Raw genomic sequence first — 24210 nt, forward strand, 5'->3', positions numbered from 1 at the left:
AAAATGGAAAAGAAAACAGAACAGTTACAGGCCGCCGCCGAAAAAGCGGCACAGGCATTGCAGGCTGTGAGCGAAAAGCTGGAAGCGGCGCAAAAAGAGCTCGCGGAAAAACCGGAAGACGAAAAGCTGAAAAAGAAAGCCGAAGGTCTTACCGCAGCAGTAGAAGCGGCAAAGCAAAAACTCGATGCCGCACAGACCGCTTTAAAAGAAGCGGAAAAGTCGGGCGACGGTACCGATGCGGACAAAGGTTCGGAAGGCAAAAAAATCCGCCTGAAAGTCCGGAACAAAACCGGTCGGCCGACGTATTACCGCGCAGGCTTGTGTTTCGGGCAGGTCGATGCGGAATACGAAGTTGCGAAAGGCATTGCAGACATTCTGCTTGCCGATCCGTGGCTTATCGCTGAGGAAGTAAAATGAAAACGCTTTTAACGGCTTCGGAGCTGGAACAGCGGGCGGCGCTTCATTCGCTGCCGCTCGGCGAGGACGGTAATCTCGATGTCGCTCGCGTGGAGCTTGCGCTCACCGATGCGACAGGGATCATCGTCGCACAGCTTCCGTGGCTGTTAAAAGACAGCGACATCATCGATCCGGTACCGGCACAGTTTGCGGCCGCCTTAAAAGGCATTTGTGCCGATATAACCGTGCACCGTTTAACGGATGCGGTAACGTCGAGCGAAGATCAGAGGGCGTGGTATAGCGACAGCATTAAATTGCTTGAAAAGATAGACCGCGAGTTTAAGGGCGGATTGTCCGGCCCGGACTTACAGGAAGCGTCCATTGTTGTCGCAGGAGGGGCCGATGATGCGGACGATCCGCGCTATTGGAAAAAAGGCAAGGTGCTGTGATGGGAAGTGCAAACGTGTCGGTAAATATAAAAGAGGTCGAAGCTCTTGCTAAAAAACTCAAGGGCTACGCTTTAACGCCGGCACAAGAGAACAACCTCTTAAAGAGTCTCGGTGTCGAAATCGAGGCGCAAATATCGGAGCGTATCGAAAGCACGAAGCGAGACCCCGAAGGGAAAGCGTGGGCGGATATTGCCGATAAAACGCGGCAGTATCTTTTAAAGCATTTTCCGAGTGCACGGCCTCCTCTTTGGCGTACGGGCGAACTGCTTGACACGATCGAATCGCAGGTATCCGGCGCTGTACTGCTGACCGGTGCGACAAAGGAATATGCCGGTTATTTACAGGAAGGGACGAAACGAGGAATGCCCGCCCGTCCTTTTATCGGGTTATCCGCGCAGGATATATCAGCCCTCGCGGACTTAATCGATGTATGGCTTAAGGAGCACGTTGCCGCATGAAAAAGACGTATTTGGATATACGGAACAGTGTGGTAGCACAGATAAAAGCGGCGTTTGCAAGCGACAAACGCATAAATGTTGCCGCACATCCGGGCAATTTCGACGAAGGCGAGATCCGCCGGTTGATGCAGACGACACCGGCAATTTTAACATCGCTTGTCGGAATAAACGACGAGGATGTCGCGGACGAATGCTATATCGATTTTGTGAGCTGGGTACTGCATCGAGCGGATAACAAAGATCGATTGTACGACGGCGCGTTGTCGCTCGTTTCGGCACTGGTCGGCATTATAAAAAATATTGACAATCCCGTTTCCTACGGCGGTGGAACAAAGATAAACGCGCAGTGCCTGTATACGGGGTCACTCGATAAAATCAACGCGACGCTCTGGGCGGTACGGTGGCGGCTTATGGCGCGGGCGGTTACTGACGGCGGTATCACATTGCCCGATGATTTGGATTGGTTTAAGGGATACGACGCAAGCCTTGCGGTCGGAACGCAAAAGGCTCGTGACATAGTCAATTTTGATTAAACAGAAGGAGATAAGTATGGCGATAGCATTTACGCAAATTCCGGCAGGCCTTTTGGTTCCGGGACAGTATCAGGAGATCGACAACAGTTTAGCGGGCGAAACGGGCGACATTAAAACCGCCCTCATCGTCGGCGTAAAGACAAAGACCGGCAAGGCGCAGGCGGGAGTACCCGTGAATGTCGTAAGCGCCTCGCAAGCTGCAGATGCCTGCGGCTACGGAAGCCCTGCCGCGATTATGGCCGCATCTTTTTTGTCGATTAACAAAACCGAAAAGCTGTACGTTTTGCCGATCGACGAACCGGCAGCGGGGACGGCATGGAAAAGGGAATATACGGTGGAAGCCGCGAACGCGGGAGCCGGAAGCGTTATGCTTACCGTCAACGGCCGCGGCGTGTGGGCAGCTGTTAGTGCAGGGCTTACAGCCGATAAAATTGCCGCCACAATCGTCGCCGCATGCAACGGACTCGAAAACAACCCGATCGAAGCGACTGCCGACGGTGCGGGGAAAATCACCTTTTCTTCTATTTATAAGGGAGCCGCAGGGAACAAAAACACGCTTGAGGTAAAAAGCCTTGCCGCAGGCGTTACCGTAAAGGCCGGGACGAAAACCGACGGAACGGGAGTTGCAGACCTTTCAGAGCTCCCTGAAATGCTCGGTGCAAAGCGGTGGAATTACATCGTCTTTGACTTTGACGATGAAGCGAGTATCAAACTCTTGGCGGAAGAGCTTGAAAGCCGCTATTCTGCAACGCGGCAAATAGGCGGACGCGCGTTCGTCGCTCTTTCGGGGAAGATCGGAAGCGCGAGCGAAGCAGGATCGATCCTTGCTCAGGCGGTAAAAATCAACTCTCCTCATATCTGCCTTATCCCGCGCGGGGAAGCCGTATCGCTTCCGTGCGAGTGGGCATCGCGTTTCGCGGCTTCTGCCTGCCGTATTTTAGCGGACGATCCGAGCGCCAATACCTACGACACAAAAGTTGTAGGCTTAGGTGCCGACAGCGAATACGATTTCGACACAAGGCAAAAACTGCTTGAGGCGGGCGTAGCGACGTGGCGGCTCGATCCGACAGGGAACGTACTTATCGAGCGGCTCGTCACGAGCTACACAGAAAACACGGACGGCGGCCGCGATACGAGTTACCTCGATATTCAGGTCGTCGAAACCGTCGATGCGGTGCGCACCTATATCAACGCCGAAGCGAAAAAACGTTTTAAGGCGTGGAAGCTCGCGAGCACCGACGAAAACTTCGGCGCGGGTGCGAAGGTGATGACACCGGGAATCTGGCGGAGTTTTTTGGCCGACCTGTACCAAACGGTTTTCATTGGGCAGAAAAACTGGTGTCAGGACTTTGAAAGCTATAAAGCGTCAATCCTTGTCGAAGTGAAAGCCGGAAGCAAAACACGGCTCGAATATCGGCATCAGCCGGTTTTAATCGGTCAGTTCCTCATCGGCGCAGGGCTCAATCAATTCAAATAGGAGGAAATGAATATGCAGTTGTTAAAGGTTTCAAGAGTTATATCCACAAGTTTGGGAGAGCTGCCCTTAAAGGAAGGAGGCGCGACGTTTAAGCCGTCGAGCTTCAAACGGGAAACGCAAGTCGGCGAAGTGCATGAAAACACGGGCTATGTCGAAACGCCGACAGCGGCGGAGCTTGTGCTGACGCTGAACGCGGCGATCGACCCGCAGGAATTTGCGAACGTGTCAAACGATACACTCACTATTTTTTTGTCAGGCGGCAGTCAGCACATGATGCCTGCTGCATGGGTAACAGAGGCGGTAGAGCTTTCTAAGGGCGAGCTTAAAGTGACGTACAACTCGGCAAAGAGCCAAAAGCTCGTGTAAGGAGAGGTTGTGAAAACGATTTATTTGAAGCATCCGGTTACGCTCGGAGAAAGAACCGTTTCGGAGCTGACGCTTTCTCAGCCGAAGGTAAAGCACTTTATGCGCACCGACGGACATGCGGCTGGTGATGTAGCATCGGATATTGCGCTTTTATCCGGCCTTACCGGAGAACCCGAATCGCTTTTGCAGGAGATCGACCCGCGCGATTGGGCGAATATCCGGTACGATCTGCAAAAGATCTACGCGGTCTTTTTCGGCCTTAAAGCGGACTATGAAGACCCGAGCGACGAGGCGAACGCGGGAGAAGACCCTACCAAGGCGGCGGACTGACCGCTGCCGAAGTATGCGATTTTCTATTTGAAACGGTAACCGAGCTTATGAGCCTTTTGCCGTCCTTGCCGTATACCGTTATTTTGAACTTTTCGTGGAAAGAACTCAAGAAATGGCATGCGGCGGCGGTAAAAAACTATAAGACTGTCAACGGAATAAAATAATGGCTGACATAAAAACAGGCGTACTGCTTTCCTTAAGAGACAAATTTTCTCAAGAGATAAAAGGTGCCGGCGCCGCTACGCAAAAGTTTGCGTCTACAGCAATGTCTGCCGTCAATAAAGTCGATAGCGTTTTTTCGGGGATGACAGCAAAACTCGGCGCGCTCGGTGTGTCGCTCTCTCTCGGCGCCGCCTCGAATCAGATCATCGATATGGATGCCCGTCTTACCCGCATGGGCATGACCGCCGACGCATCGGCGGAACAGGTTAATAAATTAAAGCAGAAAATTTTTGAAGCCGCACAAGATCCGAATATTAAAATCGATCCGTCAAAAGTTATAGACGCGCTCGATGTCGTTATGACGAAAACCGGTAACCTCGAATACGTCGAAGACAATATTAAAAATATTGCCGTTGCATTACAAGCGACAGGAGAAACGGGCGAAAGTATCGGAGATGTTTTTTCGGAGTTTCAAAAGTTCGGCTACAGCGCATCCTCTATCAGCCAGCTTATGGACGATATGGTAAAGCAGGGCGATCAGGGCGAGTACACGTTCGGCAAGTTCGCAAAGACCGCAAAGGCCGTTTTATCCGCATACTCGCCCATCGGAAACTCCATCGAAGATACGAAAAAACTCGGCGCGGTGATGCAGATCCTTATCTCCGGAACAAAGAACGAAGAGGCCGCAGTTACCTCTCTCGATGCCATAATGTCCGAGCTTGCCGATCCGCAAAAACAGGAAAAACTGGGGCTTATCGGCGTGGCCGTTCGCGATAGTACCGGTAAATTTCGCGATCTCGCAGACATTATGCAGGATACGCTCGCGGTGGCGGAAAAAGAAGGCAATGCGGACTTTCTGGGTGAAATATTCGGGATGTCTTCGATGAAAGCCGTGCGCGCTTTTCAGCAGTACGGGAAAAACTATAAAAAACTGACGGATGATCTAGGCGATACAACAGGAGCGCTCGAAGCAAAGTCCGCACGTATGTCGGGGACGATGAAAGCGAACTTGCAGAATCTGCAGACGACTTTTTTGAAATTTGCCGATACGAATTTGGCAAAGCCGTTGGAGCGGCTCAATGATTTACTTTCGTATCTGTCTGAAAATCCGGAGCGGATGGAAAAAGTATTTAATACGATTAAATACGGACTCGGTGCGATCGTCGCGGTGAAAGGACTTGCAACTCTGTCGGGATTTATCAGCACGATTTCAAACGGTATTAAAAATTTAACCGGCGGCAAGATGCAGACTGCTCTCGGCCTCGGACAAGGGGCTGCGAGCGGAATGCCCGTCTATGTTACCAATATGGGGCAAAGCGGACTCGGTGCGGCAAACGGTATGCCGCAGGGTACAGGCACGGGTGCGGGCGCAACACAGACACTCGGCTCAATTATGAACGCAAATGCACGGAATTTCCGCGCGGGGGCAATACAGGCGGGTGTGCTGCAGACAGTCACGACCGGTGCGGTAAAAACGCTTGCCGCGATCGACGAAGTGCGCAGTATCAATGCGAATGAAAATTTAAGCGAAAAGCAAAAGGCACGCGGGAAAGGCGGCGCAATAGGAGATGCAATCGGAACGACCGTCGGTACAGGACTCGGTGTTGCGGCCGGCGCATTTGCGGCAGGTAAGATCGGAGCGATGATCGGGACGGCAATCGCTCCAGGAATCGGAACCGCCATCGGCGGAGTGATCGGTATGGCAGGCGGAGCTGCGGTCGGATGGCTCGGCGGAAAACTCGGACGCAAAGCGGGAGAAGCGATCGGCGGCGCTTTCAGCCGTGATAAAGTCGTACCGCAGACGGAAGCCATAAAGGAAGAGCTTACGTCGATGGAACGGCTGCCGCAAGCACAGCAAACGGCAAAGCTCGAAGGAACTGCCGTGATGGATTTAAACGTCAATCTCACCGGAGACAAGCCGACGGTAAGTGCTGCGATACGATCAAACTCGACGCCGTTTATCTATAACACCGGCCGCGTCGTAGAAGCAAGGGGTGCGTATTAAATATGAATAACTGGGACGCAGACTTGCCCGCTCCTGCAAGCGAAAACTGGCGGATGGCGTACGGAGCGACACGGGGAGAAGATGAAAAGCGTCTTGTGTATCGTGCAAGCGATACTCCGGCGCAGACAAGCTATCAAGCACCGAAAAAAACTCCGGTTCCGTTTATCTATGACAGTATGAAGCTTTCGGCCGGCTTGAGTGTCGACACGGAAGAGTATCCTTTTTTCGGCCTGTGGTCTTCGACCGCTCTCAACGAAAAACCGCACGGTATCACCGTGTCCGGGTTTTTGCGCGGAGACAACTATATCAAAAATCGGAATGCGCTCGTTGAGGCACTGCGGGTTCCGGCGACGGACGACGCTCCCGGATATCTCAGTCTCCCGCTTTGGGGACGCTTTCCCGTCATCGTCGTCGACTGGGATATCGAGGAATCGGGTAAGGAATCGGGGCAATGCAAAATACAGCTGACCTTTATCAGAGCCGGCTGCCCCGTTGAAAAACGCTGGGAGCTTACAGGAGAGCTTACTAAAACCGTCCCCGAAGCGGCGGAAGCGGTAAAAATTGCGATAACGGATGCGTATGAAAAGCGGCTTCGAGGCAATACCGCAGACCAAGTGCTTGTAAATTCATTTAATCTCATACGGCAAAGACTTTTTACAACGGTCGGTCGCATACAAGGCAGTTTTAAAAAATTAAACGAAATGACGAATGCGGCTTCCCGCCTCAGCAACCTTTTGGCACAAGGGATACGTTCACCGAAAGCTCTCGCCGAAGCATTGTTTGCTTCAGCAGGAAAAATTATTACAGGGATTTCGGAAATTAAAAATGCAGCGGATGAAACAGTTGCTTTTTTTCGCATTGCGAACAATGAAAAAAACGCGCTCTTTTGTTTTTTTTCAGAATACAAGTACAGTTTGCCGATCGAAGCGGTAACCGTTAGACAGGTTATGACAGAATGGGAAACGGAAAACTTGTACAGGGCTGCAGCCTTATACAGTGCGGCACAACTGCTCCCGGATATTACGACACAGTCATACGATAAAACGGCAAACCTCTTTGCACTGTATGAGCGGCTTGAGCAAAGCGTCGACGGAAGTGAGCCTGCTGTCTATGAGGCGGTAAACGATTTACGCATCGCCGTATCGAAAGAGCTTGCCTCTCGGCAGTTGAGCCAAGAGCTTTCGATCTCGCTCAACGGTGCTATGCCGATGTTGGCACTGGCACACTATCTCGGAGCGGAAGAGTCTGTATTGCGGGCGCTGAACAGTATTGAAGACAGCTTTGTGCTTGAAGGAACGGTACGCTATGTCTAAAATCGTTGTCAATGCGGCTCCTGCAGGTACGCGCAACTTTAAGCCTCTTGTTTGGAACAAAATCCAAATTACAAAGTCGCTCGATGAGATTTGCCACAGCCTTACGCTTGAATTGCCGGTAAGCCAGCGCACGAACATCGCGGTGCATGATAAGGTCGAGGTACGTTTTTACAACAAATACATCACGCATAACAACGGAAACCTCAGAGTGACGACGGTGCTTATCGACGAGATCACCGATACGACCGACAACGGTCGGAAATACATCACGGTTTTGGGACGCTCTCCGGCGCGGGACATTATTGATTCCGCATGGACGGGAAAAGCCGGCGGCAGCGATTTGTTAACTGTTGCAAAATCGATTGCCGGTCAATTTGATATTATTGTGGATCATTTACCTCGCGGACAAAATAACACTGAAACGGTGTCAAGTTTTGAATGGGACTGCGAGTCGCCGTGGACGAAATTATTAAATGCTGCGGACAATCAAGGCTATGTGTTCACGTCAAACGAAGCGGGTGATCTGTATCTTACAAAATCCGGTCGTGAAGCGGAACAATGGCATTTCATTTTAGCTGAAGGAACAAACATTAAGTCGGTTGAAACAACCGAAGCGGGCGCAGAACAGTATCACGAATACGTCGTCGTTTCAAGCGGCGTACAAGGTTCCGCAGTCGACGGCCGCTGTAAAAACAAACGGATTTTAACGCTCAATCTTTCAGACTTCAATCTCGATCAGGAAAAGGCAAAACGTCGCGCATTGATCGAATTATACCGCCGCCGAAAGCGGACGATAAAAGTAACCGTTTCAGGCTGGGGCTTGACCGACGAGCAGATCAAAAGTTTCGGCAGTACGGAAGAAAAAGAGCTTTTTTTCAATCCGAATTTCCTAATCCCTGTTTACATACCGTCGGCCGGTATTGACGGTAAAATGATGATCAGTGAAGTCGAATATCGCGCAGAACCGACCGCTTTTGACTGCACGGTGAGCTTGGTAAATCCTGAAGTATACATGGGAAAAGAAGGGGCTGCGATTGCCGCTAAAAAGACGGGAAAGATGTCCCGGCTTGAGCAGATTGCCGCGAAACACAATATAACTCCCATACAGGTGAAAAAATGAATTTGAGCGAGCTGTATGCAAAGATACGAAACGTCTTCAACTTCGGCATTTTAAAAACTCGCGACGATAAAACCGTAACGGTTGAAACGGAGTTTTGCCGCACGATCGAAACGGAAGAATTGTTCCAGTACGGTTTTTTTGCAAAAGCAAAAGAAGGAAAAGCTGTCGTTTTAAGTCAAGGCGGAAACGCAGGTTCGTATGTTCTGCTTCCGATATGTTCCGTTGACGGTGCGCCGGAACTCAAAGACGGGGATGCGGCTTTATGGAGCAAAGACGGCAGCTTTGTAATCGTCCGCTCCGATAAAACCGTAGAACTCAACGGTACGGACTTCGGCGGTCTTATCAAGATCGAGGAATTAAAAAAGGAGCTTGCAAAGATGACCGCCCGCATAGACGGCATCATCAATGCGGTTAAAACGGCGGCAGTCTCTCCGCAAGACGGAGGAGCGACTTTTAAATCGAACATGATTGCCTCTCTTGAAATGCTCGTAAATAAAGAAAATTTCTCGCAGATAGAAAACAAGAAGGTACAGCATGGGCAAGGCTGAACCGGTAAAACTTGAAAACTGGACAGATATTAAAGAGCTTGTCGCGATGAGCATCGGAACCGATAAAGGGCGCTGGTGGGCAGACTCCTCGTTCGGCTCGGAGCTGTGGGTGCTTCGACAGGAAGGAAAAGTTGACGGAACGACGGCCGGCAAAGTTCGCACGGCGATTTTGGAAAGTCTTGCGTGGCTCAAACAGGATGGACTTGTAAAAGACATACAATGTACGGCTGAGCGTCGCGGCAAAAACGAAATCGATTATGCGTTGACGATTACAAAAGGCGACGGCGGAACGATTTTTATAAAGGATGTATGGCATGGCGTTAGTTAGAGAATCGCTTGCGGTTTTGCTTGACCGCATGTATGCGGCGTATATGAGCCGATTTAAACCGCTTGATCAAACCGCGCGGCACAATCTTATTCGAGTCCTTTCGGAAGTACAGGCGGGGATGTATCACCAGCTTTTGGGTGATCTGTCGTTTTTGGCTGATCAGTTATTTCCCGACACGGCAACAGGCGACTATCTTCGAATGCACTGGTCGGATAGAGTTCCGCCATTGTATGCGGTATCGGCGGTCGGACAGGCCGAAGTTAAAGGAGTTCCGGGAACGGCCGTTCCGTCGGGTCTTGTGTACACATCGGCATCGGGTAAGCGGTATTTTACCGATAAAGCAACAAAAATAGACAGCACCGGTAAAGCGGAAATATGGCTGCAGGCAGAAGAGGCGGGGGCTGCATCAAATCTCGCTTCAGGACAAAAGCTGAAGCTGTCGTCGGCAATTCCAACGGGGCTTTCGAGTGAAGCGATTACGCTTGGAAGCGGTATAGTCGGCGGAGTTGACGAAGAAACAGATGAGGAATATCTTTCCCGCGTGTTGCTCGCGCTTCGCAACACGACGCGCTACGGTAAGATCGGAGACTTTGCTGCGTGGGCGGTCGACTCGTCTGCAGATGTATCGAAAGCGTTCGAGTTTAAGAACTTCGGCATATTCGGTGCATTATTGATACAGGTTGTTTCCGGCGATCATTTCAACGGCATTACACAAGTCGGCAACTTGTCCGTAGTCACGTCATATATCGATTCAGTTGCGCCGCCCGTTTTGTACACCGTGCGTACGCCGACCTTGCGTCCAATCGACATGACGATAACGTTACTGGCGGCCGAAAACAGCAGCGAAAATCAGAGCACGGCAGAGCAACGTATTAAGACCTATCTCAACGCTTCGGCGCGTCCGGGTGTGCGCTATACGGAAGGCAGCTTTCGGGATGCTATCGTAGACGGTATCAAAATCAGCTGGGCAAAAGTCGAACTGACGAACGGTTCGTATGGCGAATTTACGACAACCATATTGGAATATCCGGTATGGGGGACGGTGCGCTTTGCCGTCAAATAAACTCGTACACAGTACGGACGAATATAAAGAGGCGATCAGAAAGCTCTTCCCGTACGGCGTTTATTGGGATGCACAGTTTGACGATCCTGAAAGCGATGTTTCAAAATGGGTAGAAGAACAAGCGGAAGAGTTATATCGATTTAAAAACCGCTTTCCGTTTTTGATCCAAGAAGCAACGCCGAAGACGGCAGATACCATGATAGACGATTGGGAACGGGTACTGTTGGGCGCGGTATATACGGATTTGCCGCTCGATTTACGGCGGAAGTTGCTTTTAACAAAGCGGCGCGGACATATCAATCTTTCCGTGTTGGAGGAAGTTGCAGGTCTTTATGCGGCAAAAATAAAACGCGTATATTACCCCTACCGTTCCGCTTTTTTCGGACACACTCGTATCGGCATAAACCGTATGTGCGCGCCGACATCTTTTTCCGTTTTGTTTATCACAGTGGAAATTAAAAATCCGGATTTAAAAACAGGTTTTGAGCGGGCAATACGAGAGGCGCTTTTAGCGAATATGATTATTTATTTTTTTTATGACTAGGAGATTTTATGGCAGGCATGTATCCGGAGAATCAAAACATATCAATTTTCGGAGAGCAAGTTCAATGGCCGGGTGTGGATGACACCGGTAAATTTACAAACGGAAGTTTTGACGATCCGCTTGTTAAACCGAGTTTTATTCCGGCGGAAACGATCAATCTCATCCTCGACAATCTTTCGGGATTGATCACAAAGCTGGGCGGTATGCCGAACAATACATCGGCCGCACAGCTTGCAGAATTGTTTGTCTCGGCAGCTACTGCAAACAAAGGGGTTATGCGCGATGCTGAAGGCCGTGCGCAAGTTGCAGCACCGGCAATGGAAGCCGATATCGCGCGGAAGAAAGAAATCGACGACATCATCAACGGTGTCGTTGCACTTAAAAAGCTCACCGTTGAAGGCGATATCATACAAAAAGGCGCGAACAAAATCACACACGCGGAAGATGTGTACACAAAAAAAGATATGATACACCTGCGCGAAGGTGCCATAGCGGCGTTGGCGAGCAATGCGCTTGCCGGTTTGATTGCCGAACGTTATGACGGCACGAAGAACGGTGTCCTTGCTTTTGATAAAACCGGTACGGCGCGTGTCGGAGACGAGGGAGATGCGCAGCCGCTTGCGACGCGTGCGGAAAGCTCAGAAATGAGCGACGGTGCCTTTGTGCGATGGAATGGCGGAAAGCAGAGGTTGGAGACGCAGGGCGGAACGCACATAACCGTCACCGACTCTTACGATACGGGGACGATCGAGTACGACAAAACCATTGTTGTGAAAGCTGCATCTCCGGTAATTTTGACTTTGGGTAACGGCACATACGCAGGCATTGAAGTAAAGATTATTAATTCAACGCAGAAAGACCATGCCATACGCGGGACAACTGCGCGCGACGGAGATTCAACCTTGCAGGCGGGACAGATACAGACAGTCATTTGGAACGGTAGCAAATGGGAAGGATTATCATGCCCGCGGATCGGTGAGGTATACGTGCAGTATCCGCAGCAAACCAGTCCGACGGATTTGTTTGTGTGTACGAAATGGAAACTGCAAGAGCAGTATGCCGGTGCGTTTTTCCGCGCGACAGGGGGCAACGCGGCTGTCTTTGTAGAAAAAACGGGCAATTTAGTTGCACAGCAAGAGGGGCTGCCGAATATCACAGGAAAAATCTCTGTAGCAACGGGAAATAACGGTGGGGGAACAGCCACAGGTGCTTTCTATCATGGTGGCTACGAAGGTGATGCGGCATGGAATGGTGTTAAGGATCGCTCCATACGACTCTTCGATGCATCAAGGGTAAATTCAATTTACGGCAACTCCGAACACGTAACGCCCGAAAACTATAGCGTAAAATTATGGCTGCGTGTCGCTTAGGCAGTACGCAACCAGATTTTCATTGCGAAATTGATAGGAGTAACTTCGCTGTGGTTGTTTTTATAAATATTCGATGATCGGCTGGCATCAAAAACGTGTCTTTCGCGGCTATCATCTGGATCGTTGAGACCTGCTCCATGATAAAACGGAAGCTAAAATAGTATTAACAATTTTTAGAGATATATACAGAATTAACAGCGGCTAGCACATACAAGCGTATGGTACGGAATATGATAGTAACAGGCAGAAACCCGCGAGCGGTAACCCGCGGATAAGTGCGTAAACACTTACAGGATAACCTGCTTCCGCCCGACCTGTACAGGTATGTATATGATCGGCGGTTTTAGTCCTTCGGTTTATGTCAATCTTATTCTAAGGATTAGTCTATGAAAACTCCTCTTTCATATTACGGAGGTAAGCAACAGCTTGCCGGCAAAATTGTATCGCTTATTCCGGAGCACAAGGTGTACTGCGAGCCGTTTATCGGCGGAGCGGCGATATTTTTCAGAAAGGTACCATCTGAAGTTGAAATCATCAACGATATAAACTCTGAAATTATCAATTTTTATGAGGTATTACAGCGTGATTTTTCAGCTTTACAGGCAGAGGTCGCAATCAGTTTGCACAGTCGAAAGCTGCACAGGCATGCGCAAGTCGTGTATGAAAATCCGGAGATGTTTGATCGTATCAAGCGTGCGTGGGCGGTATGGATGCTGGGCAACTGTTCATTCGGTAATAATTTTATCGCAGGTTTCGGTTATGACCGAGCGGGTGCTGCAACTCGTAAACTGGCACACAAGCGCAGCGAATTTACCGAAGCGATTGCGATACGGTTGCAGAACGTACAAATAGAATGCTGTGATGCGCTGAGGGTTATTCGTTCGAGGGATACAAAAGACACTTTCTTTTACCTCGATCCGCCGTACGTCGGTTCTTTTCAAGGACATTACGACGGCTACGATCAAGATGATTTCGACAAGCTTTTGGCATTGCTTGCAGTGATTAATGGAAGGTTTCTTCTGAGTTCGTTTCGTAATGAAGGGCTTTCAACAATGGCGAAACGATATGGCTGGTATCAAGTTGAATTAAAAATGGCAAAGCCTATGACTTCGCAGCTGGGCAAAACAGTACAAAAAATCGAGGTTTTAACGGCTAATTATCCGATAAAATTGGATTGATATATGCCCGGGGAATATATTTTATGTAATTTAGTTACATACTGTGCGATTGTTTGCAGAGTTATATTCTCCGGTTTTTTGCGTTTTTTTCTCTGGCTGTTTCAACATACGTAAGGCTTGTACAGTTTCCAAAACAAAATCCTATATTTGTAGCGCTCGCGGGAAGGGCGGGAGCCCGCTCAAGCTTTGTGCAGTTAGCAAAACAGCTTTGCATATTTGTTACACCGACCGGAATATCGAGGCACTCTACGAGATTTGTACATTTGAAAAAGCAATAACCCATATCCGTAACGCTTGAGGGGATGGCAGGAGTCTTCGCAAGACTTGTGCAGCCGTAAAAACAGTATCCCATATTCGTAACGTCTGGGGGGATGTCGGGAGCCTGTATAAGGCTTTTGCAATCGGAAAAGCATCCGTTCATATTCGTAACGCTTGAGGGAATTTCGGGTGCCTGTGCAAGTTTTTTACATCCGACGAACGAAAGTGACATACTTGTAACACCGCTATAAATCTTCGGCGGATTTATAAGGCTTTCACAGTTATCAAAACTGAAATCCATATTCCTAACGCTCGAAGGGATATCAGGCGCTTTTATGAGATTCGTACATTTGGAAAAGCATCCTCTTATATCAGTAACGCTTGAAGGGATTTTAAAAACTTTTGTAAGATTAGTACAGCAGTAAAAGCAGTAGTTCATTTCCGCTACGCTTTGAGGAAGTTCCGGAGCTTCTTCAAGATTTATGCAGTCGTAAAAGCACCTCTGCATATTTGTAACGCCTGAGGGAATGGAAGGTACTCGTACAAGATTTTTGCACTCGTAAAAACAAGAACTCATATCCGTAAGATCTTCTATAGTGCCGCCCAGTTTAACGGCAACCTTTTTTCCGTTATTAGCCTGCAATATTTTTCCGAGCTGACCGGGTCTAGAAAATGAACCGTCTGTACCTTTTAAATCTTCTTTTGTAAGATTCATCACTTCAATGTAATAGACGTCGTCCGATGCAGGATCTGCTGTTTTGAGATAGGTATTGAGCGTTGTGCCGTTCGGACCGAAGGGCACTCGGACATAAGGTCCTGCCGGAGACGTATCATCGTTTGCACCGCTTCCGCTGCTGCCGTTCGTACAACCGGTAAACGAGGCGGCGTATACTGCAATAACCAGCACCGATATGAGTAATCGGCATAAAGATACATTCGCGAATATTTTATACCTATACAAACGTATAAGAAGGGACGATTTTGATTTATCCATCATAAACCTCCTGATTACAGTATGCATAGTATATCATGTCTTCACAAATTTTGCACTACATATTCGTGTAGGTTTGCGTTTTGTCGTTTACGTGTTCGATCGGAATACCCGCCTGTTTGAACATATCGAGCGAATCTTTTTCGTCATGGTAGTGCATTTCGCATACGACGCGCTTTATGCCGCAGTTGATGATGAGCATTGCGCAGGTTCTGCACGGCGTCATCTTACAGTACACGGTCGCGCCGTCGATCGCGATGCCGCGCTTTGCCGCTTGACAGATCGCATTCTGTTCGGCGTGTACGGTTCTGACGCAGTGCTGTGAAATCGTGCCGTCCGTGTGGATCATTTTCCGCATCAAATGTCCGACGTCGTCGCAGTGGGGAAGCCCCGCGGGGCTCCCGACGTAGCCCGTCACGAGGATTTGATTGTCGCGCGCGATGACGCAGCCGCTTCTGCCGCGGTCGCAGGTTGCCCTCTTTGCGACCGTGCGGCAGACTTCCATAAAATATTCGTCCCAGCTCGGGCGCGCGTATTTCGTTTCGTCGGCCATAGTTTACACTGCGTCGAGGACGGTTTTTACGACGAAGACGACAAAGAGCACCCACGTGAGCGGGGAGATGTCTTTGAGTTTACGCGAAGCGGCTTTGCAGACGACGTAGCTCATAACGCCCCACGAAATGCCGGTTGCGATGCTGTACGAAAACGGCATCGTCATGATCGTGATAAAAGCGGGGACGCCTTCGGAAAGATCGGTAAACTCGATATTCGCGGCTGCCCTCATCATCATAAAGCCGACGATGATGAGAGCGGGAGCGGATGCTGCAGAGGGCACGAGCAAAAAGAGGGGGCTCAAAAAGAGCGCGATAAAAAAGATGAGCGCGGTCGTTACCGATGTGAGTCCCGTGCGCCCGCCTTCGGCGACACCCGCCGTGCTTTCGACAAAACTCGTTATCGTCGACGTGCCGAGCGCGGCTCCGACGACCGTTCCGATCGCATCGGAAAGCAGCGCTTCGTTGACGTTTTTGATGTCGCCGTTTTTATCTTTCAGATTGCTCTGTTCTGCAATACCCATGAGCGTCCCGATCGTGTCGAAGATATCGACGAAGAGGAAGGTAAAAAATACGGTAAAAAATTTCAGCGAAAGCACCGTCGAAAAATCGAACTGAAAGAAAAGCGGAGCTGCGGGAAGGGAGAGGGGGCTGAAGTTTTCGGGAATCTTTGTCACGCCGAAGGGGTAGCCGATGATCGTCGTCAAAATCATGCCGATGATGATCGCGCCTTTTACTTTCAAACACAGTAAAACGATCGTGATGACGAGGCCGATGATCGCAACGAGTGCGGCGCCTTTCATCGGTACGAACCCGATGATCGTTCCGGTATCTCCTGAAACGATGCCGCCGTCGTGCAGACCGATGAGCGTGATAAATAAACCGATGCCGACTGCGACCGCTTTTTTTAAATTTGCCGGAATCGCTTTGATGAGCGCTTGGCGGACTTTAAAAATCGATAAGACGATAAATAAAATGCCTTCGAGAAAAACGGCGGTGAGCGCCGTCTGCCACGAATAGCCCATACCCAAAACGACGGTAAACGTAAAAAATGCGTTCAGTCCCATGCCCGGTGCGAGGGCTACCGGAAGATTCGCGGTAAATGCCATAACGAGCGTCGCGATGCCCGCCGCAATCGCCGTCGCGGTAAAGACGCTTGCCGCATTCATACCCGTCTGAGAAAGGATCGCGGGGTTTACGGCGAGGATATAGGCCATCGCCAAAAAGGTCGTGCAGCCGGCGGTGATTTCGGTGCGAACCGTCGTTCCGCGCTCTTTCAATTTGAAAAATTTTTCCATTTTTGTTAAATCTCCTCAATCTGTTTCAGGCAATGAAAAGGGGCTGTCTCAAAAGGTGTTTGCTTTTTCAACAGCCCGTCGATTCAGAACAAGCCGATAAACTTTCGGTTTTCGAACAGTTCTTTGCCGCTTGCTTTAAGCGGTTATTTATTTTTTCGATTTGCAGCCGCAGCCGGTACACGCGGTTTTTTTCGCTTTGCCTGAAGGCTTTTTTGACGCGGGCTTTTTGGCATCGGCTTTTTCGGCTTTCGTTTCGTCGACGACTTCGGCGCTCTTCGCATTCGTCTTGATCGATTTGATCGCGTTCATGCAGTTTGCGAGCGCTTTGTAACCTTCGCCGACGGCGATGATCTGTCCGTTCGTCGCCTTGAGGCGGAAACGGAATTCGCCGCGCTTGTCTTTATACGTTTCGTACTTTGCGCCTTTGACGTGAACGCCGGCCTTGTCCTCAAGGTTTTCGACGTCGGATTCCGCATTCCGCTGAACGCTTGCGATACCGTTTTTGCACGCTTTTTTCGTCGTGTACACTTCCGATGTTGCAACGACTTCGCCGTTCGACGAGACAAAGTTGAACATAAGTCCGGTCTTTGCCTTTTTGATGATAAATTTGCTCATGGCAATGGTGCCTCCTTTTATCGCGTTTATTATAAAAATAAATCGAGCGCGTGACAAGCTGTCATCGCTTCAGTATTGCCGCGGGACAAAAAGGTACGATGTTCTATTAATCAGCGGAGCACGGGTGCGGATTTTTGTTAATCGATGTTCGACTATACAACACGCTGGACCCGTGTTATACTTTTTGCTGAAACGAATATCCGTAATCCTGTAAATGAAAATCATGGAGGAATCTTTATGGAAAAATATGGGTATGATCTTATCAACGATGCGTTTTTGAACAAGGGAACGGCATTTTCTGTCGAAGAGAGGAAAAAGTATCATCTGGAAGGATTGCTACCGCCGTGTATTGACGATATTAAAACGCAGGCCGACAGAATTTACCGCCAGATGGAACGAAAGAATTCCGGAATAGAAAAAAGAAGATTTCTTATGGATATCTTCAATCACAACCGAACACTTTTCTATTATGTATTTCATGAACACATTGTGGAGCTGATGCCGATTGTTTATGATCCGGTTATCGCGGAAAGTATCGAGCAGTACAGCGAACAGTTTGTCGATACGCAGGGGGCGGCATTTTTGTCGATTGATGCTCCGGAGCAAATTGAAGATACGCTTCGGCATGCCGCAGGCGGAAGACATATCAGACTTATCGTTGCTACAGACGCGGAAGGAATTCTCGGTATCGGCGACTGGGGGACGAACGGCGTTGACATCTCCGTAGGCAAACTGATGGTCTATACTGCCGCCGCAGGAATTGACCCGAAAACAGTGCTGCCGGTTGTACTGGATTGCGGAACAAATAGGCAAACGCTGCTGGACGATCCGCTCTATCTCGGTAATCGCCACAAGAGAATATACGGCGACACATATTACCGCTTTATCGATAAATTTGTAACGACGGCGGAAAAACTTTTCCCCGACTTATACCTTCACTTTGAAGATTTCGGCAGATCGAACGCCGCAAAGGTTTTGCAAACGTATCGGAAGACTTTCCCCGTATTCAACGATGACTGCCAAGGAACCGGTATCATTACGCTTGCGGGAATCCTCGGCGCTATGAAAATCAACGGGCAAAAGCTTACGGAGCAGGTATATCTGTGCTTCGGTGCGGGAACTGCAGGAGCCGGAATTACGGATCGTATTTTCAGGGAAATGGTTGCCGAGGGGCTTTCCGAAGACGAAGCCCGCAGTCATTTTTATATGGTCGATAAGCAAGGACTTTTGTTCGATGACATGGACGATCTGACACCCGAGCAAAAACCGTTTGCTCGGAAACGCAGCGAATTTGCCGACGCCGTAAATCTTACCTCGCTTACAAAAGCGGTTATGGCGATTCGGCCGACGATTCTTGTGGGAACATCGACAACACCGGGAACCTTTACGGAAGAGATCGTTTGCGCTATGGCGTCATGGTGCGAGCACCCGATTATTTTCCCGCTCAGCAATCCTACGGAACTTGCGGAAGCTACCGCTTCGGATTTGATTCATTGGTCTGACGGGCGAGCCATGGTGGCAACGGGAATTCCTGCCGATTCGGTAGAATACAAAGGCGTCACGTACACAATCGGACAGGCGAACAATGCATTGATTTATCCGGGATTGGGATTAGGCAGTATCGCGGTAAATTCAAAACTCATGACCGATGAAATGATCTCGGCAGCCGCACACTCGCTTGGAGCATTTCTCGAAACCGGTAAGCCCGGAGAGGCGGTTTTACCGCCGGTAGCACGGCTGACGGAATTTTCCGAAGCGGTTGCAGTTGCGGTTGCTTCGTGTGCCATCCGTCAAAAATTAAACCGCGTTGCAACGGATAATGTGGAAAAAACGGTCAAAGCCTGTATCTGGAAACCGGAATATTAAAATACGGGAAAGGTAAGGCTGATACAGAGGCTTATACGGGCAAGCGGCGGCGGTTATGGTAATTGTTGATGTCATAAAAAGCATCGTACCGATTATAATTTTGGTCGTAATCGGATACTTGATTCATCAAAAAAAAAGAATTGATGACGGATTCAATGCGAATGTATCCTATCTTATAATGAACATCGCATTGCCGGCATCCGTTTTTATTTCCGTCACAAAAAACCTGACCGTGTCCGAATTTAAAACTCTTGCGTTTCCTTTGTTAATCGGAGCTGCCGCATTTGCAGTTAATTATGTATTTGCTTTTTTTCTCATGAAGGTTACAAAGATCCCTAAGGGGAGGCGAGGGATATTTGTCAACACCATTGTGAATGCCAATACGATTTTTATCGGAATGCCCTTGAATGAAGCGCTGTTTGGAGAGGCTGCAGTCAAATATTTTCTCGTATATTACGTATTGAACACGATATCGACATGGACGATAGGTTCCATCCTTATTGCGAACGATTCCAAAGCGGACAGCGTTTCCTGCAGAAAAATCAATTTCAAAAAGATTTTATCTCCGCCTATCATCGGATTCATCGTTGCAATCGCTGTTTTATTATCGGGAATTACAATTCCTGCGATGATAACGGACATTTTTACCTATCTCGGGAATCTTGTAACGCCGCTTTCATTGATTTATATCGGAGTTGTTTTATCGAAGGCCGGCTTAAAGAGCATTCATTTCGACAGGGATACCGTGACGGCGCTCCTTGGAAAATTTGTGTTGAGTCCGCTGGTGACGGCATTTATTATATTTGTTTCCGCCGAGACAGGGATGATAATCGACAGCGTTTTGCGCCGGACATTAATTGTTCAAGCTGCTGTACCGGCGTTAACAGTTTTGCCGATATTGGCCGATGAAGGCAAGGGTGACGTTGAGTATGCAACGAACGTTGTGACAACAAGCACCATTTTATTTATCGCGGTGATTCCCGTTGTTATGCTGTTAGTTTCGTGAGGAATTTGTTACTCGTTTCGGATAAAAATGAAGTTAAGGAAAATATTTTCAAATTTCTTATTTGTCAATGCTTTTTTAATTCACCCATTGATACTTTATATTTTTCGCCTATATTCCTCGGAAAGTATTCTTTGCTGTTAATGCGCTTCGTAGATAAAGTCGTCGCCGAAAACGAAGGCGAGCGAAACGTAGAGGCAGTAGGCGATTATTAAAACGCCGAAGACGAAGGGGAGCCAATTTCCGAAAAGCGCGTAGACCGTCGTCGAATGTTCGTAGACGGGAATCGAAACGGCGAGCGCGTCTCTTTTGAAAAGCGGCATATCGGCGACGATCTTTCCTGCCGGATCGAGGGCGACCGAATAGCCGGCGTTCGTCGAACGCACGAGCGTGGTGCGGTATTCGATCGCGCGGTAGGAGGCGATGACGAAGTGTTGATATTCGGCGGACTTCGTGTTCGACCACGAGTCGTCGGTTATGTTGATAAATACGTCGCTGCCGTACCGGTGAAGCGGGCCGCACACGTCCGACGGAAAAGCGTCTCCGAAGCAGACGGGCGATGCGACGCGCACAAGAGGCATCTCTTTTCCTACTGCATCATCTCCGGCATCTTTTGCAAGCGATACGATTTTCGACGCGCTCTTTGCGCGCCCTTCGTTCCGTTCGCACGGAATATCAAAGAGGACGTATTGATCGCCCGCTTTCCATCCGGCCGAAATTCCGACGAGCTTATCCATCAGATTGACCGCCCATTCGTATTCTTCTCCGGGGAGCACTTCGGCAAAGGGCACGAGGTGAATCTTTTCGTACGCGCCCCGAAAATTGCCTTTTGCATCGAAGAGAAGAGAAGCGTTGCTCAGCCTGCGTATTTCGCCTTCCGCGACGTAGGGACCGCCGATGATAAAGGGCACGTGCATCCTTTCGATAAAGCGCACAAGCGGCTCTTCGGGAGGGTAGAGCGAATAATAGGCTTGGCCGTTCGGAAACGAGTGACGAAGAACGCCTTCGCTCCAAACGACGATGTGTGCATCTTTTCCTTCCGCTTTCAATTCGTTTATTTTTTCTTCGCTCAGTTTTTCCGATGCCATGATCGACGCTTCGTCCGACGTTTCGTTCCAAGGATTGCTGTTTTGCTGCACTAAGACGGCGTTGAGTGTTTTTTCGGGTTTGCGCGGTTTTGCGTATTGAAAAGCTCCGTATAAAAACGAAAGCGCAAAGAGGGCGATGCATACGCCCGCCGTGCGTTTGAGCGCCGAAAGGGAAACGCCCGGTGCAATGAGATGCGGCGCACGCTTGAGCAGCAAAATGCCTTCCGCGCAGACTGCCGAGCACAGCGCAAACAAAAACGAAACGCCGTATGCGCCTGTGAGATCGGCGATCTGCATAAAAAGCCGCCACGGAAATGCGCTCGACGAAAGCGTGCCCCACGGATATGCGAGAAAGCCCGTTCCCGACGCTTTATACCATTCGTAGAGCGTGTATGCACACGAAAACCAAAAGACGCGGAACGGAATGCCGTAAGATGAAAGTCCCGCTCCTTCGGCAAGATATTTTTGTGACGCCGGTTCCGCTCCCTTTACAAGCCTTTTGCATCCGCCGTACCGTGCGTAGGGGACGTAGAGCATACGCCCCAAAATGCCGCCGATGAGGCCCGTACCGACAGCCGATGCGCCGAGGGTAAAAATCGCAAAATCTTTAAAAAAGGCGAGCCAAAAACTCGAAAACAGATGGACGGAAAACGTATGCAGGGCACCGAGCCGAAACGCGCTTCGATAGGAACGGCATTCGGCGACGGCGATATAGAGCGGAATGAGCGAAATGAGGGCGATAGAGGGGCATCCGAGCAAAAAAAACTCGTTCGGAATGGCCAGAGATACGAGAATCGCCGAAAAAATCACGCGGAAAACTTGTAAAAAGTTACTCATTAGTATACAATACGGGATATTATAATATATAACGCTGCCGAGTACAAGCGGCGTTTTAAGGATTCGGACTGCCGTATGAAACAGGTGAGAGGTGCCCACAAACAAGAATATGAAGTTTATCCCAAAGTGACGGCTGTCGCCCCCGGACGTTTTCATCTCATCGGGGAGCATTCGTGGTTTTTTCGCGATAAAACGCTTTCCATGGCGGTAAACCTTCCGGTTTACATTTCCGTTTCAAAGCGCGACGATTCCGTACTGAAATTTTATTTTTCGCAGATGAACGAGAGAAAGCGGGCAAATCTTTCGTCGCTGAAATTCAGACGCGAAGACCGCTGGGCAAATGCGATTAAAGCCGTCATTTCGGGATTCCTTGCAGGAGGATGTACGCTCGGCGGCATGAACATCACCGTGTACAGCGATATCCTTCCGTCCGCGGGCTTCGGCATTACGACGGCGATAAAAGCGGCGAGCGCTCTTGCGCTTCGCGAACTCTTTTCGCTCGACATGAGCGATGCGGAAATGCTTGAAGCGATCGAGCGCGGCAATAAATCGTTTTTGAAAATAGGTAACTACAATGCCGACAATTTTGCCGCCCTGTATTCGAAAGCGGGAAAGCTGCTCATCACCGACCACGCGCGCGCAGTCTACGATTACATCGATTTTCCGTTCGACGATTCTCTCATTCTCCTTACCGACGCGAGGGTGCCGCGCATATCCGTGTGGGATGAAAATACGATCCACGAATCGGAAAACGCGCTTTTGCTCGGCGATCTCCGCGAACGGAAGCGGGGCGTGTACGGCGGCTGGCAGTACGAAAACAATGTCACCGAAATAAACGAAACGCTTTCTGCGGTAAACGAAGATACGAGGCGGAAACTCTTGTGCATCATGCGCGAACACAACGACGTCATTGATGCGCGGACCGCCCTCGTCAAAAAGGATTTCGGAAAATTTGCGCGCGCAGTCAATCACAGCCATGAAAGCATGCGCGACTTGTTCGAGATTTCGTGTCCGGAAATCGACTGGATATTAAAACGCGTCGGCGAACTCGAACCGAATCTCGAACAGCTTCGAAACCCCGTTACGTGCGGCCGCATTACGGGAAAGGGCTTCGGGAGATGTCTGTATACGTTTATCAGAAAAGAAGACGAAGAAGCGTTTCGAACGAAGCTTTCCGAGTACGAAAGGATATTCGGCTTTCATCCGTCTTCGTATCGCGTGCTGCCCGCCGACGGCGCGCACATCGTAAAGTAATAGGTCGAATATAGGACTTCACGGTGAAACTGCTTTTAACAAACGACGACGGATTTTCCGCTGACGGCATAAAAACGCTTGCTCGGCACTTGTCCGATGCCGGTCACGACGTGTGGATATTTGCGCCCGACAGAAACCGCTCGGCCGCTTCAAACCGCATTACGATGGATAAGCCGCTTCGAATAAAAGAGCACGGACAGCGTATCTATTCGTGCTCGGGTATGCCTGCCGACTGTGTCATCACCGCGCTCAAAAGCGGCATCATCGGAAACGGCGTGGATGCCGTGCTTTCGGGGATCAACCGCGGTGCAAATATCGGAACGGATATTCTCTATTCGGGAACTGCGGCTGCAGCGAGGCAGGCGGTGCTCTACGGAGTGCCGGGAATCGCCTTCAGCGTGCGCTCTTCGGACGGCTTCTGGCGTTACGATGCGATGGCGCGCTTTGCTTCTTCCAATCTGTCATCGCTCATTTCGCTTACGCATACGGCAAACGGAGACGGCACTCCCGACGGTCTGTGCGTTTTTGTAAACGTCAACGGTTTGTCTCTCGATCGCTACGGCGGCGCTTCCTTTGCCGATGAAATATCGTTTCGCGAATATAGGGATGCCGTTCACGTGCTCGCCGGCCCCGACGGCGACCGGTACAGTTTTTTTTGCGGAGGAGACATCGTTACGCACGGCGGAGATACAAGCGACAATGCGGTATGCGAAAAAGGCTTTGTCGCCGTCTCTCGCATCTATGCCGAAGTGCGCGCTGCGAAAGGAGTGGACGGCATTTCGTTTTCGGTGTAAAATAATGTGTTGGTG

At 49.7% G+C, this 24210-nt stretch carries 25 protein-coding genes; 20 read left to right on the forward strand and 5 right to left on the reverse strand.

Features of this window, described 5'->3' with window-relative positions; all coding sequences use genetic code 11:
* The first annotated feature begins 3 nt into the window (after window positions 1-3).
* From HRI97_RS05360 to HRI97_RS05435, 16 genes are all read left to right on the forward strand, one after another.
* Window positions 4-417 (forward strand): hypothetical protein, encoded by a 414-nt coding sequence (locus HRI97_RS05360; protein WP_253727124.1) that lies wholly within the window; start codon window positions 4-6, stop codon window positions 415-417.
* Window positions 414-845 carry a phage protein Gp36 family protein gene (locus tag HRI97_RS05365; RefSeq protein WP_253727125.1) on the forward strand — a complete coding sequence of 144 codons (432 nt, stop codon included), beginning with the start codon at window positions 414-416 and terminating at the stop codon, window positions 843-845. Before HRI97_RS05360 ends, HRI97_RS05365 begins: the two co-directional genes overlap by 4 nt.
* Complete coding sequence (locus HRI97_RS05370; RefSeq protein WP_253727126.1) at window positions 845-1303, forward strand: phage virion morphogenesis family protein; 459 nt, start codon at window positions 845-847, stop codon at window positions 1301-1303. The genes HRI97_RS05365 and HRI97_RS05370 overlap by 1 nt, the downstream gene beginning before the upstream one ends.
* Entirely contained in the window at window positions 1300-1836 is a 537-nt protein-coding gene (locus HRI97_RS05375; protein WP_253727127.1) for a hypothetical protein, read from the forward strand. The genes HRI97_RS05370 and HRI97_RS05375 overlap by 4 nt, the downstream gene beginning before the upstream one ends.
* 16 nt (window positions 1837-1852) lie before the next feature.
* Window positions 1853-3313: a phage tail sheath protein gene (locus HRI97_RS05380; protein ID WP_253727128.1), complete on the forward strand. Its 1461-nt coding sequence runs from the start codon at window positions 1853-1855 to the stop codon at window positions 3311-3313.
* A 12-nt stretch (window positions 3314-3325) separates the two neighbouring features.
* Window positions 3326-3679, forward strand: a complete 354-nt coding sequence (locus HRI97_RS05385) for a phage tail tube protein (RefSeq protein WP_038080194.1) — start codon at window positions 3326-3328, stop codon at window positions 3677-3679.
* Window positions 3680-3688: 9 nt separating this feature from the next.
* Window positions 3689-4009: a phage tail assembly protein gene (locus HRI97_RS05390; RefSeq protein ID WP_253727129.1), complete on the forward strand. Its 321-nt coding sequence runs from the start codon at window positions 3689-3691 to the stop codon at window positions 4007-4009.
* A gap of 163 nt (window positions 4010-4172) precedes the next feature.
* The gene (locus tag HRI97_RS05395; protein ID WP_253727130.1) at window positions 4173-6176 is read left to right on the forward strand and encodes a phage tail tape measure protein; all 2004 of its coding nucleotides are present in this window, start codon (window positions 4173-4175) and stop codon (window positions 6174-6176) included.
* A gap of 2 nt (window positions 6177-6178) precedes the next feature.
* Window positions 6179-7489 (forward strand): DNA circularization N-terminal domain-containing protein, encoded by a 1311-nt coding sequence (locus tag HRI97_RS05400; protein ID WP_253727131.1) that lies wholly within the window; start codon window positions 6179-6181, stop codon window positions 7487-7489.
* Complete coding sequence (locus HRI97_RS05405; protein WP_253727132.1) at window positions 7482-8609, forward strand: hypothetical protein; 1128 nt, start codon at window positions 7482-7484, stop codon at window positions 8607-8609. Before HRI97_RS05400 ends, HRI97_RS05405 begins: the two co-directional genes overlap by 8 nt.
* Window positions 8606-9157: a hypothetical protein gene (locus HRI97_RS05410; protein ID WP_253727133.1), complete on the forward strand. Its 552-nt coding sequence runs from the start codon at window positions 8606-8608 to the stop codon at window positions 9155-9157. Before HRI97_RS05405 ends, HRI97_RS05410 begins: the two co-directional genes overlap by 4 nt.
* A complete protein-coding gene (locus HRI97_RS05415) occupies window positions 9144-9485 on the forward strand; it encodes a phage GP46 family protein (protein ID WP_253727134.1) in 342 nt (113 codons plus the stop codon). The genes HRI97_RS05410 and HRI97_RS05415 overlap by 14 nt, the downstream gene beginning before the upstream one ends.
* On the forward strand, window positions 9472-10548 hold the full coding sequence (locus tag HRI97_RS05420) for a baseplate J/gp47 family protein (protein ID WP_253727135.1): 1077 nt from the start codon (window positions 9472-9474) through the stop codon (window positions 10546-10548). Before HRI97_RS05415 ends, HRI97_RS05420 begins: the two co-directional genes overlap by 14 nt.
* Window positions 10535-11092: a YmfQ family protein gene (locus HRI97_RS05425; RefSeq protein WP_253727136.1), complete on the forward strand. Its 558-nt coding sequence runs from the start codon at window positions 10535-10537 to the stop codon at window positions 11090-11092. The genes HRI97_RS05420 and HRI97_RS05425 overlap by 14 nt, the downstream gene beginning before the upstream one ends.
* A gap of 8 nt (window positions 11093-11100) precedes the next feature.
* Window positions 11101-12462, forward strand: coding sequence for a hypothetical protein (locus HRI97_RS05430; protein ID WP_253727137.1), 1362 nt, complete (start codon window positions 11101-11103; stop codon window positions 12460-12462).
* 386 nt (window positions 12463-12848) lie between these two features.
* Window positions 12849-13640, forward strand: a complete 792-nt coding sequence (locus HRI97_RS05435; protein ID WP_253727138.1) for a DNA adenine methylase — start codon at window positions 12849-12851, stop codon at window positions 13638-13640.
* A gap of 61 nt (window positions 13641-13701) precedes the next feature.
* Here HRI97_RS05435 and HRI97_RS05440 read toward each other — a convergent pair whose 3' ends face one another.
* From HRI97_RS05440 to HRI97_RS05455, 4 genes are all read right to left on the reverse strand, one after another.
* On the reverse strand, window positions 13702-14805 hold the full coding sequence (locus tag HRI97_RS05440; RefSeq protein ID WP_253727139.1) for a leucine-rich repeat domain-containing protein: 1104 nt from the start codon (window positions 14803-14805) through the stop codon (window positions 13702-13704).
* Window positions 14806-14947: 142 nt separating this feature from the next.
* Window positions 14948-15442 (reverse strand): deoxycytidylate deaminase, encoded by a 495-nt coding sequence (locus tag HRI97_RS05445; protein ID WP_021331447.1) that lies wholly within the window; start codon window positions 15440-15442, stop codon window positions 14948-14950.
* 3 nt (window positions 15443-15445) lie between these two features.
* Complete coding sequence (locus tag HRI97_RS05450; RefSeq protein WP_253727140.1) at window positions 15446-16738, reverse strand: NCS2 family permease; 1293 nt, start codon at window positions 16736-16738, stop codon at window positions 15446-15448.
* A gap of 147 nt (window positions 16739-16885) precedes the next feature.
* Window positions 16886-17353, reverse strand: coding sequence for a YegP family protein (locus tag HRI97_RS05455; protein WP_253727141.1), 468 nt, complete (start codon window positions 17351-17353; stop codon window positions 16886-16888).
* Between the two features lie 144 nt (window positions 17354-17497).
* Here HRI97_RS05455 and HRI97_RS05460 point away from each other — a divergent pair, with 144 nt between their 5' ends.
* Both HRI97_RS05460 and HRI97_RS05465 read left to right on the forward strand, forming a co-directional pair.
* Window positions 17498-19219, forward strand: coding sequence for a malolactic enzyme (locus HRI97_RS05460; protein ID WP_301338908.1), 1722 nt, complete (start codon window positions 17498-17500; stop codon window positions 19217-19219).
* 55 nt (window positions 19220-19274) lie between these two features.
* Window positions 19275-20225 carry an AEC family transporter gene (locus HRI97_RS05465; protein ID WP_253727143.1) on the forward strand — a complete coding sequence of 317 codons (951 nt, stop codon included), beginning with the start codon at window positions 19275-19277 and terminating at the stop codon, window positions 20223-20225.
* Between the two features lie 137 nt (window positions 20226-20362).
* Here HRI97_RS05465 and lnt read toward each other — a convergent pair whose 3' ends face one another.
* Entirely contained in the window at window positions 20363-22147 is a 1785-nt protein-coding gene (gene lnt, locus HRI97_RS05470; protein ID WP_253727144.1) for an apolipoprotein N-acyltransferase, read from the reverse strand.
* A gap of 75 nt (window positions 22148-22222) precedes the next feature.
* Between lnt and HRI97_RS05475 the strand changes: the two genes are divergently transcribed.
* Both HRI97_RS05475 and surE read left to right on the forward strand, forming a co-directional pair.
* Window positions 22223-23401 carry a galactokinase gene (locus HRI97_RS05475; protein ID WP_253727145.1) on the forward strand — a complete coding sequence of 393 codons (1179 nt, stop codon included), beginning with the start codon at window positions 22223-22225 and terminating at the stop codon, window positions 23399-23401.
* Between the two features lie 23 nt (window positions 23402-23424).
* On the forward strand, window positions 23425-24195 hold the full coding sequence (surE, locus tag HRI97_RS05480) for a 5'/3'-nucleotidase SurE (protein WP_253727146.1): 771 nt from the start codon (window positions 23425-23427) through the stop codon (window positions 24193-24195).
* Window positions 24196-24210: the final 15 nt, after the last annotated feature.

This window comes from Treponema socranskii subsp. buccale (assembly GCF_024181585.1).
Taxonomy (GTDB): domain Bacteria; phylum Spirochaetota; class Spirochaetia; order Treponematales; family Treponemataceae; genus Treponema_D; species Treponema_D buccale.

Excerpts from the sequence above, each read along its gene's own strand:
- HRI97_RS05360 (WP_253727124.1), top strand. The coding sequence starts at position 4 with ATGGAAAAGAAAACAGAACAGTTACAGGCCGCCGCCGAAAAAGCGGCA.
- HRI97_RS05365 (WP_253727125.1), top strand. The coding sequence starts at position 414 with ATGAAAACGCTTTTAACGGCTTCGGAGCTGGAACAGCGGGCGGCGCTT.
- HRI97_RS05370 (WP_253727126.1), top strand. The coding sequence starts at position 845 with ATGGGAAGTGCAAACGTGTCGGTAAATATAAAAGAGGTCGAAGCTCTT.
- HRI97_RS05375 (WP_253727127.1), top strand. The coding sequence starts at position 1,300 with ATGAAAAAGACGTATTTGGATATACGGAACAGTGTGGTAGCACAGATA.
- HRI97_RS05380 (WP_253727128.1), top strand. The coding sequence starts at position 1,853 with ATGGCGATAGCATTTACGCAAATTCCGGCAGGCCTTTTGGTTCCGGGA.
- HRI97_RS05385 (WP_038080194.1), top strand. The coding sequence starts at position 3,326 with ATGCAGTTGTTAAAGGTTTCAAGAGTTATATCCACAAGTTTGGGAGAG.
- HRI97_RS05395 (WP_253727130.1), top strand. The coding sequence starts at position 4,173 with ATGGCTGACATAAAAACAGGCGTACTGCTTTCCTTAAGAGACAAATTT.
- HRI97_RS05400 (WP_253727131.1), top strand. The coding sequence starts at position 6,179 with ATGAATAACTGGGACGCAGACTTGCCCGCTCCTGCAAGCGAAAACTGG.
- HRI97_RS05405 (WP_253727132.1), top strand. The coding sequence starts at position 7,482 with ATGTCTAAAATCGTTGTCAATGCGGCTCCTGCAGGTACGCGCAACTTT.
- HRI97_RS05410 (WP_253727133.1), top strand. The coding sequence starts at position 8,606 with ATGAATTTGAGCGAGCTGTATGCAAAGATACGAAACGTCTTCAACTTC.
- HRI97_RS05415 (WP_253727134.1), top strand. The coding sequence starts at position 9,144 with ATGGGCAAGGCTGAACCGGTAAAACTTGAAAACTGGACAGATATTAAA.
- HRI97_RS05420 (WP_253727135.1), top strand. The coding sequence starts at position 9,472 with ATGGCGTTAGTTAGAGAATCGCTTGCGGTTTTGCTTGACCGCATGTAT.
- HRI97_RS05430 (WP_253727137.1), top strand. The coding sequence starts at position 11,101 with ATGGCAGGCATGTATCCGGAGAATCAAAACATATCAATTTTCGGAGAG.
- HRI97_RS05435 (WP_253727138.1), top strand. The coding sequence starts at position 12,849 with ATGAAAACTCCTCTTTCATATTACGGAGGTAAGCAACAGCTTGCCGGC.
- HRI97_RS05445 (WP_021331447.1), bottom strand. The coding sequence starts at position 15,442 with ATGGCCGACGAAACGAAATACGCGCGCCCGAGCTGGGACGAATATTTT.
- HRI97_RS05450 (WP_253727140.1), bottom strand. The coding sequence starts at position 16,738 with ATGGAAAAATTTTTCAAATTGAAAGAGCGCGGAACGACGGTTCGCACC.
- HRI97_RS05455 (WP_253727141.1), bottom strand. The coding sequence starts at position 17,353 with ATGAGCAAATTTATCATCAAAAAGGCAAAGACCGGACTTATGTTCAAC.
- HRI97_RS05460 (WP_301338908.1), top strand. The coding sequence starts at position 17,498 with ATGTTCGACTATACAACACGCTGGACCCGTGTTATACTTTTTGCTGAA.
- HRI97_RS05465 (WP_253727143.1), top strand. The coding sequence starts at position 19,275 with ATGGTAATTGTTGATGTCATAAAAAGCATCGTACCGATTATAATTTTG.
- lnt (WP_253727144.1), bottom strand. The coding sequence starts at position 22,147 with ATGAGTAACTTTTTACAAGTTTTCCGCGTGATTTTTTCGGCGATTCTC.
- HRI97_RS05475 (WP_253727145.1), top strand. The coding sequence starts at position 22,223 with ATGAAACAGGTGAGAGGTGCCCACAAACAAGAATATGAAGTTTATCCC.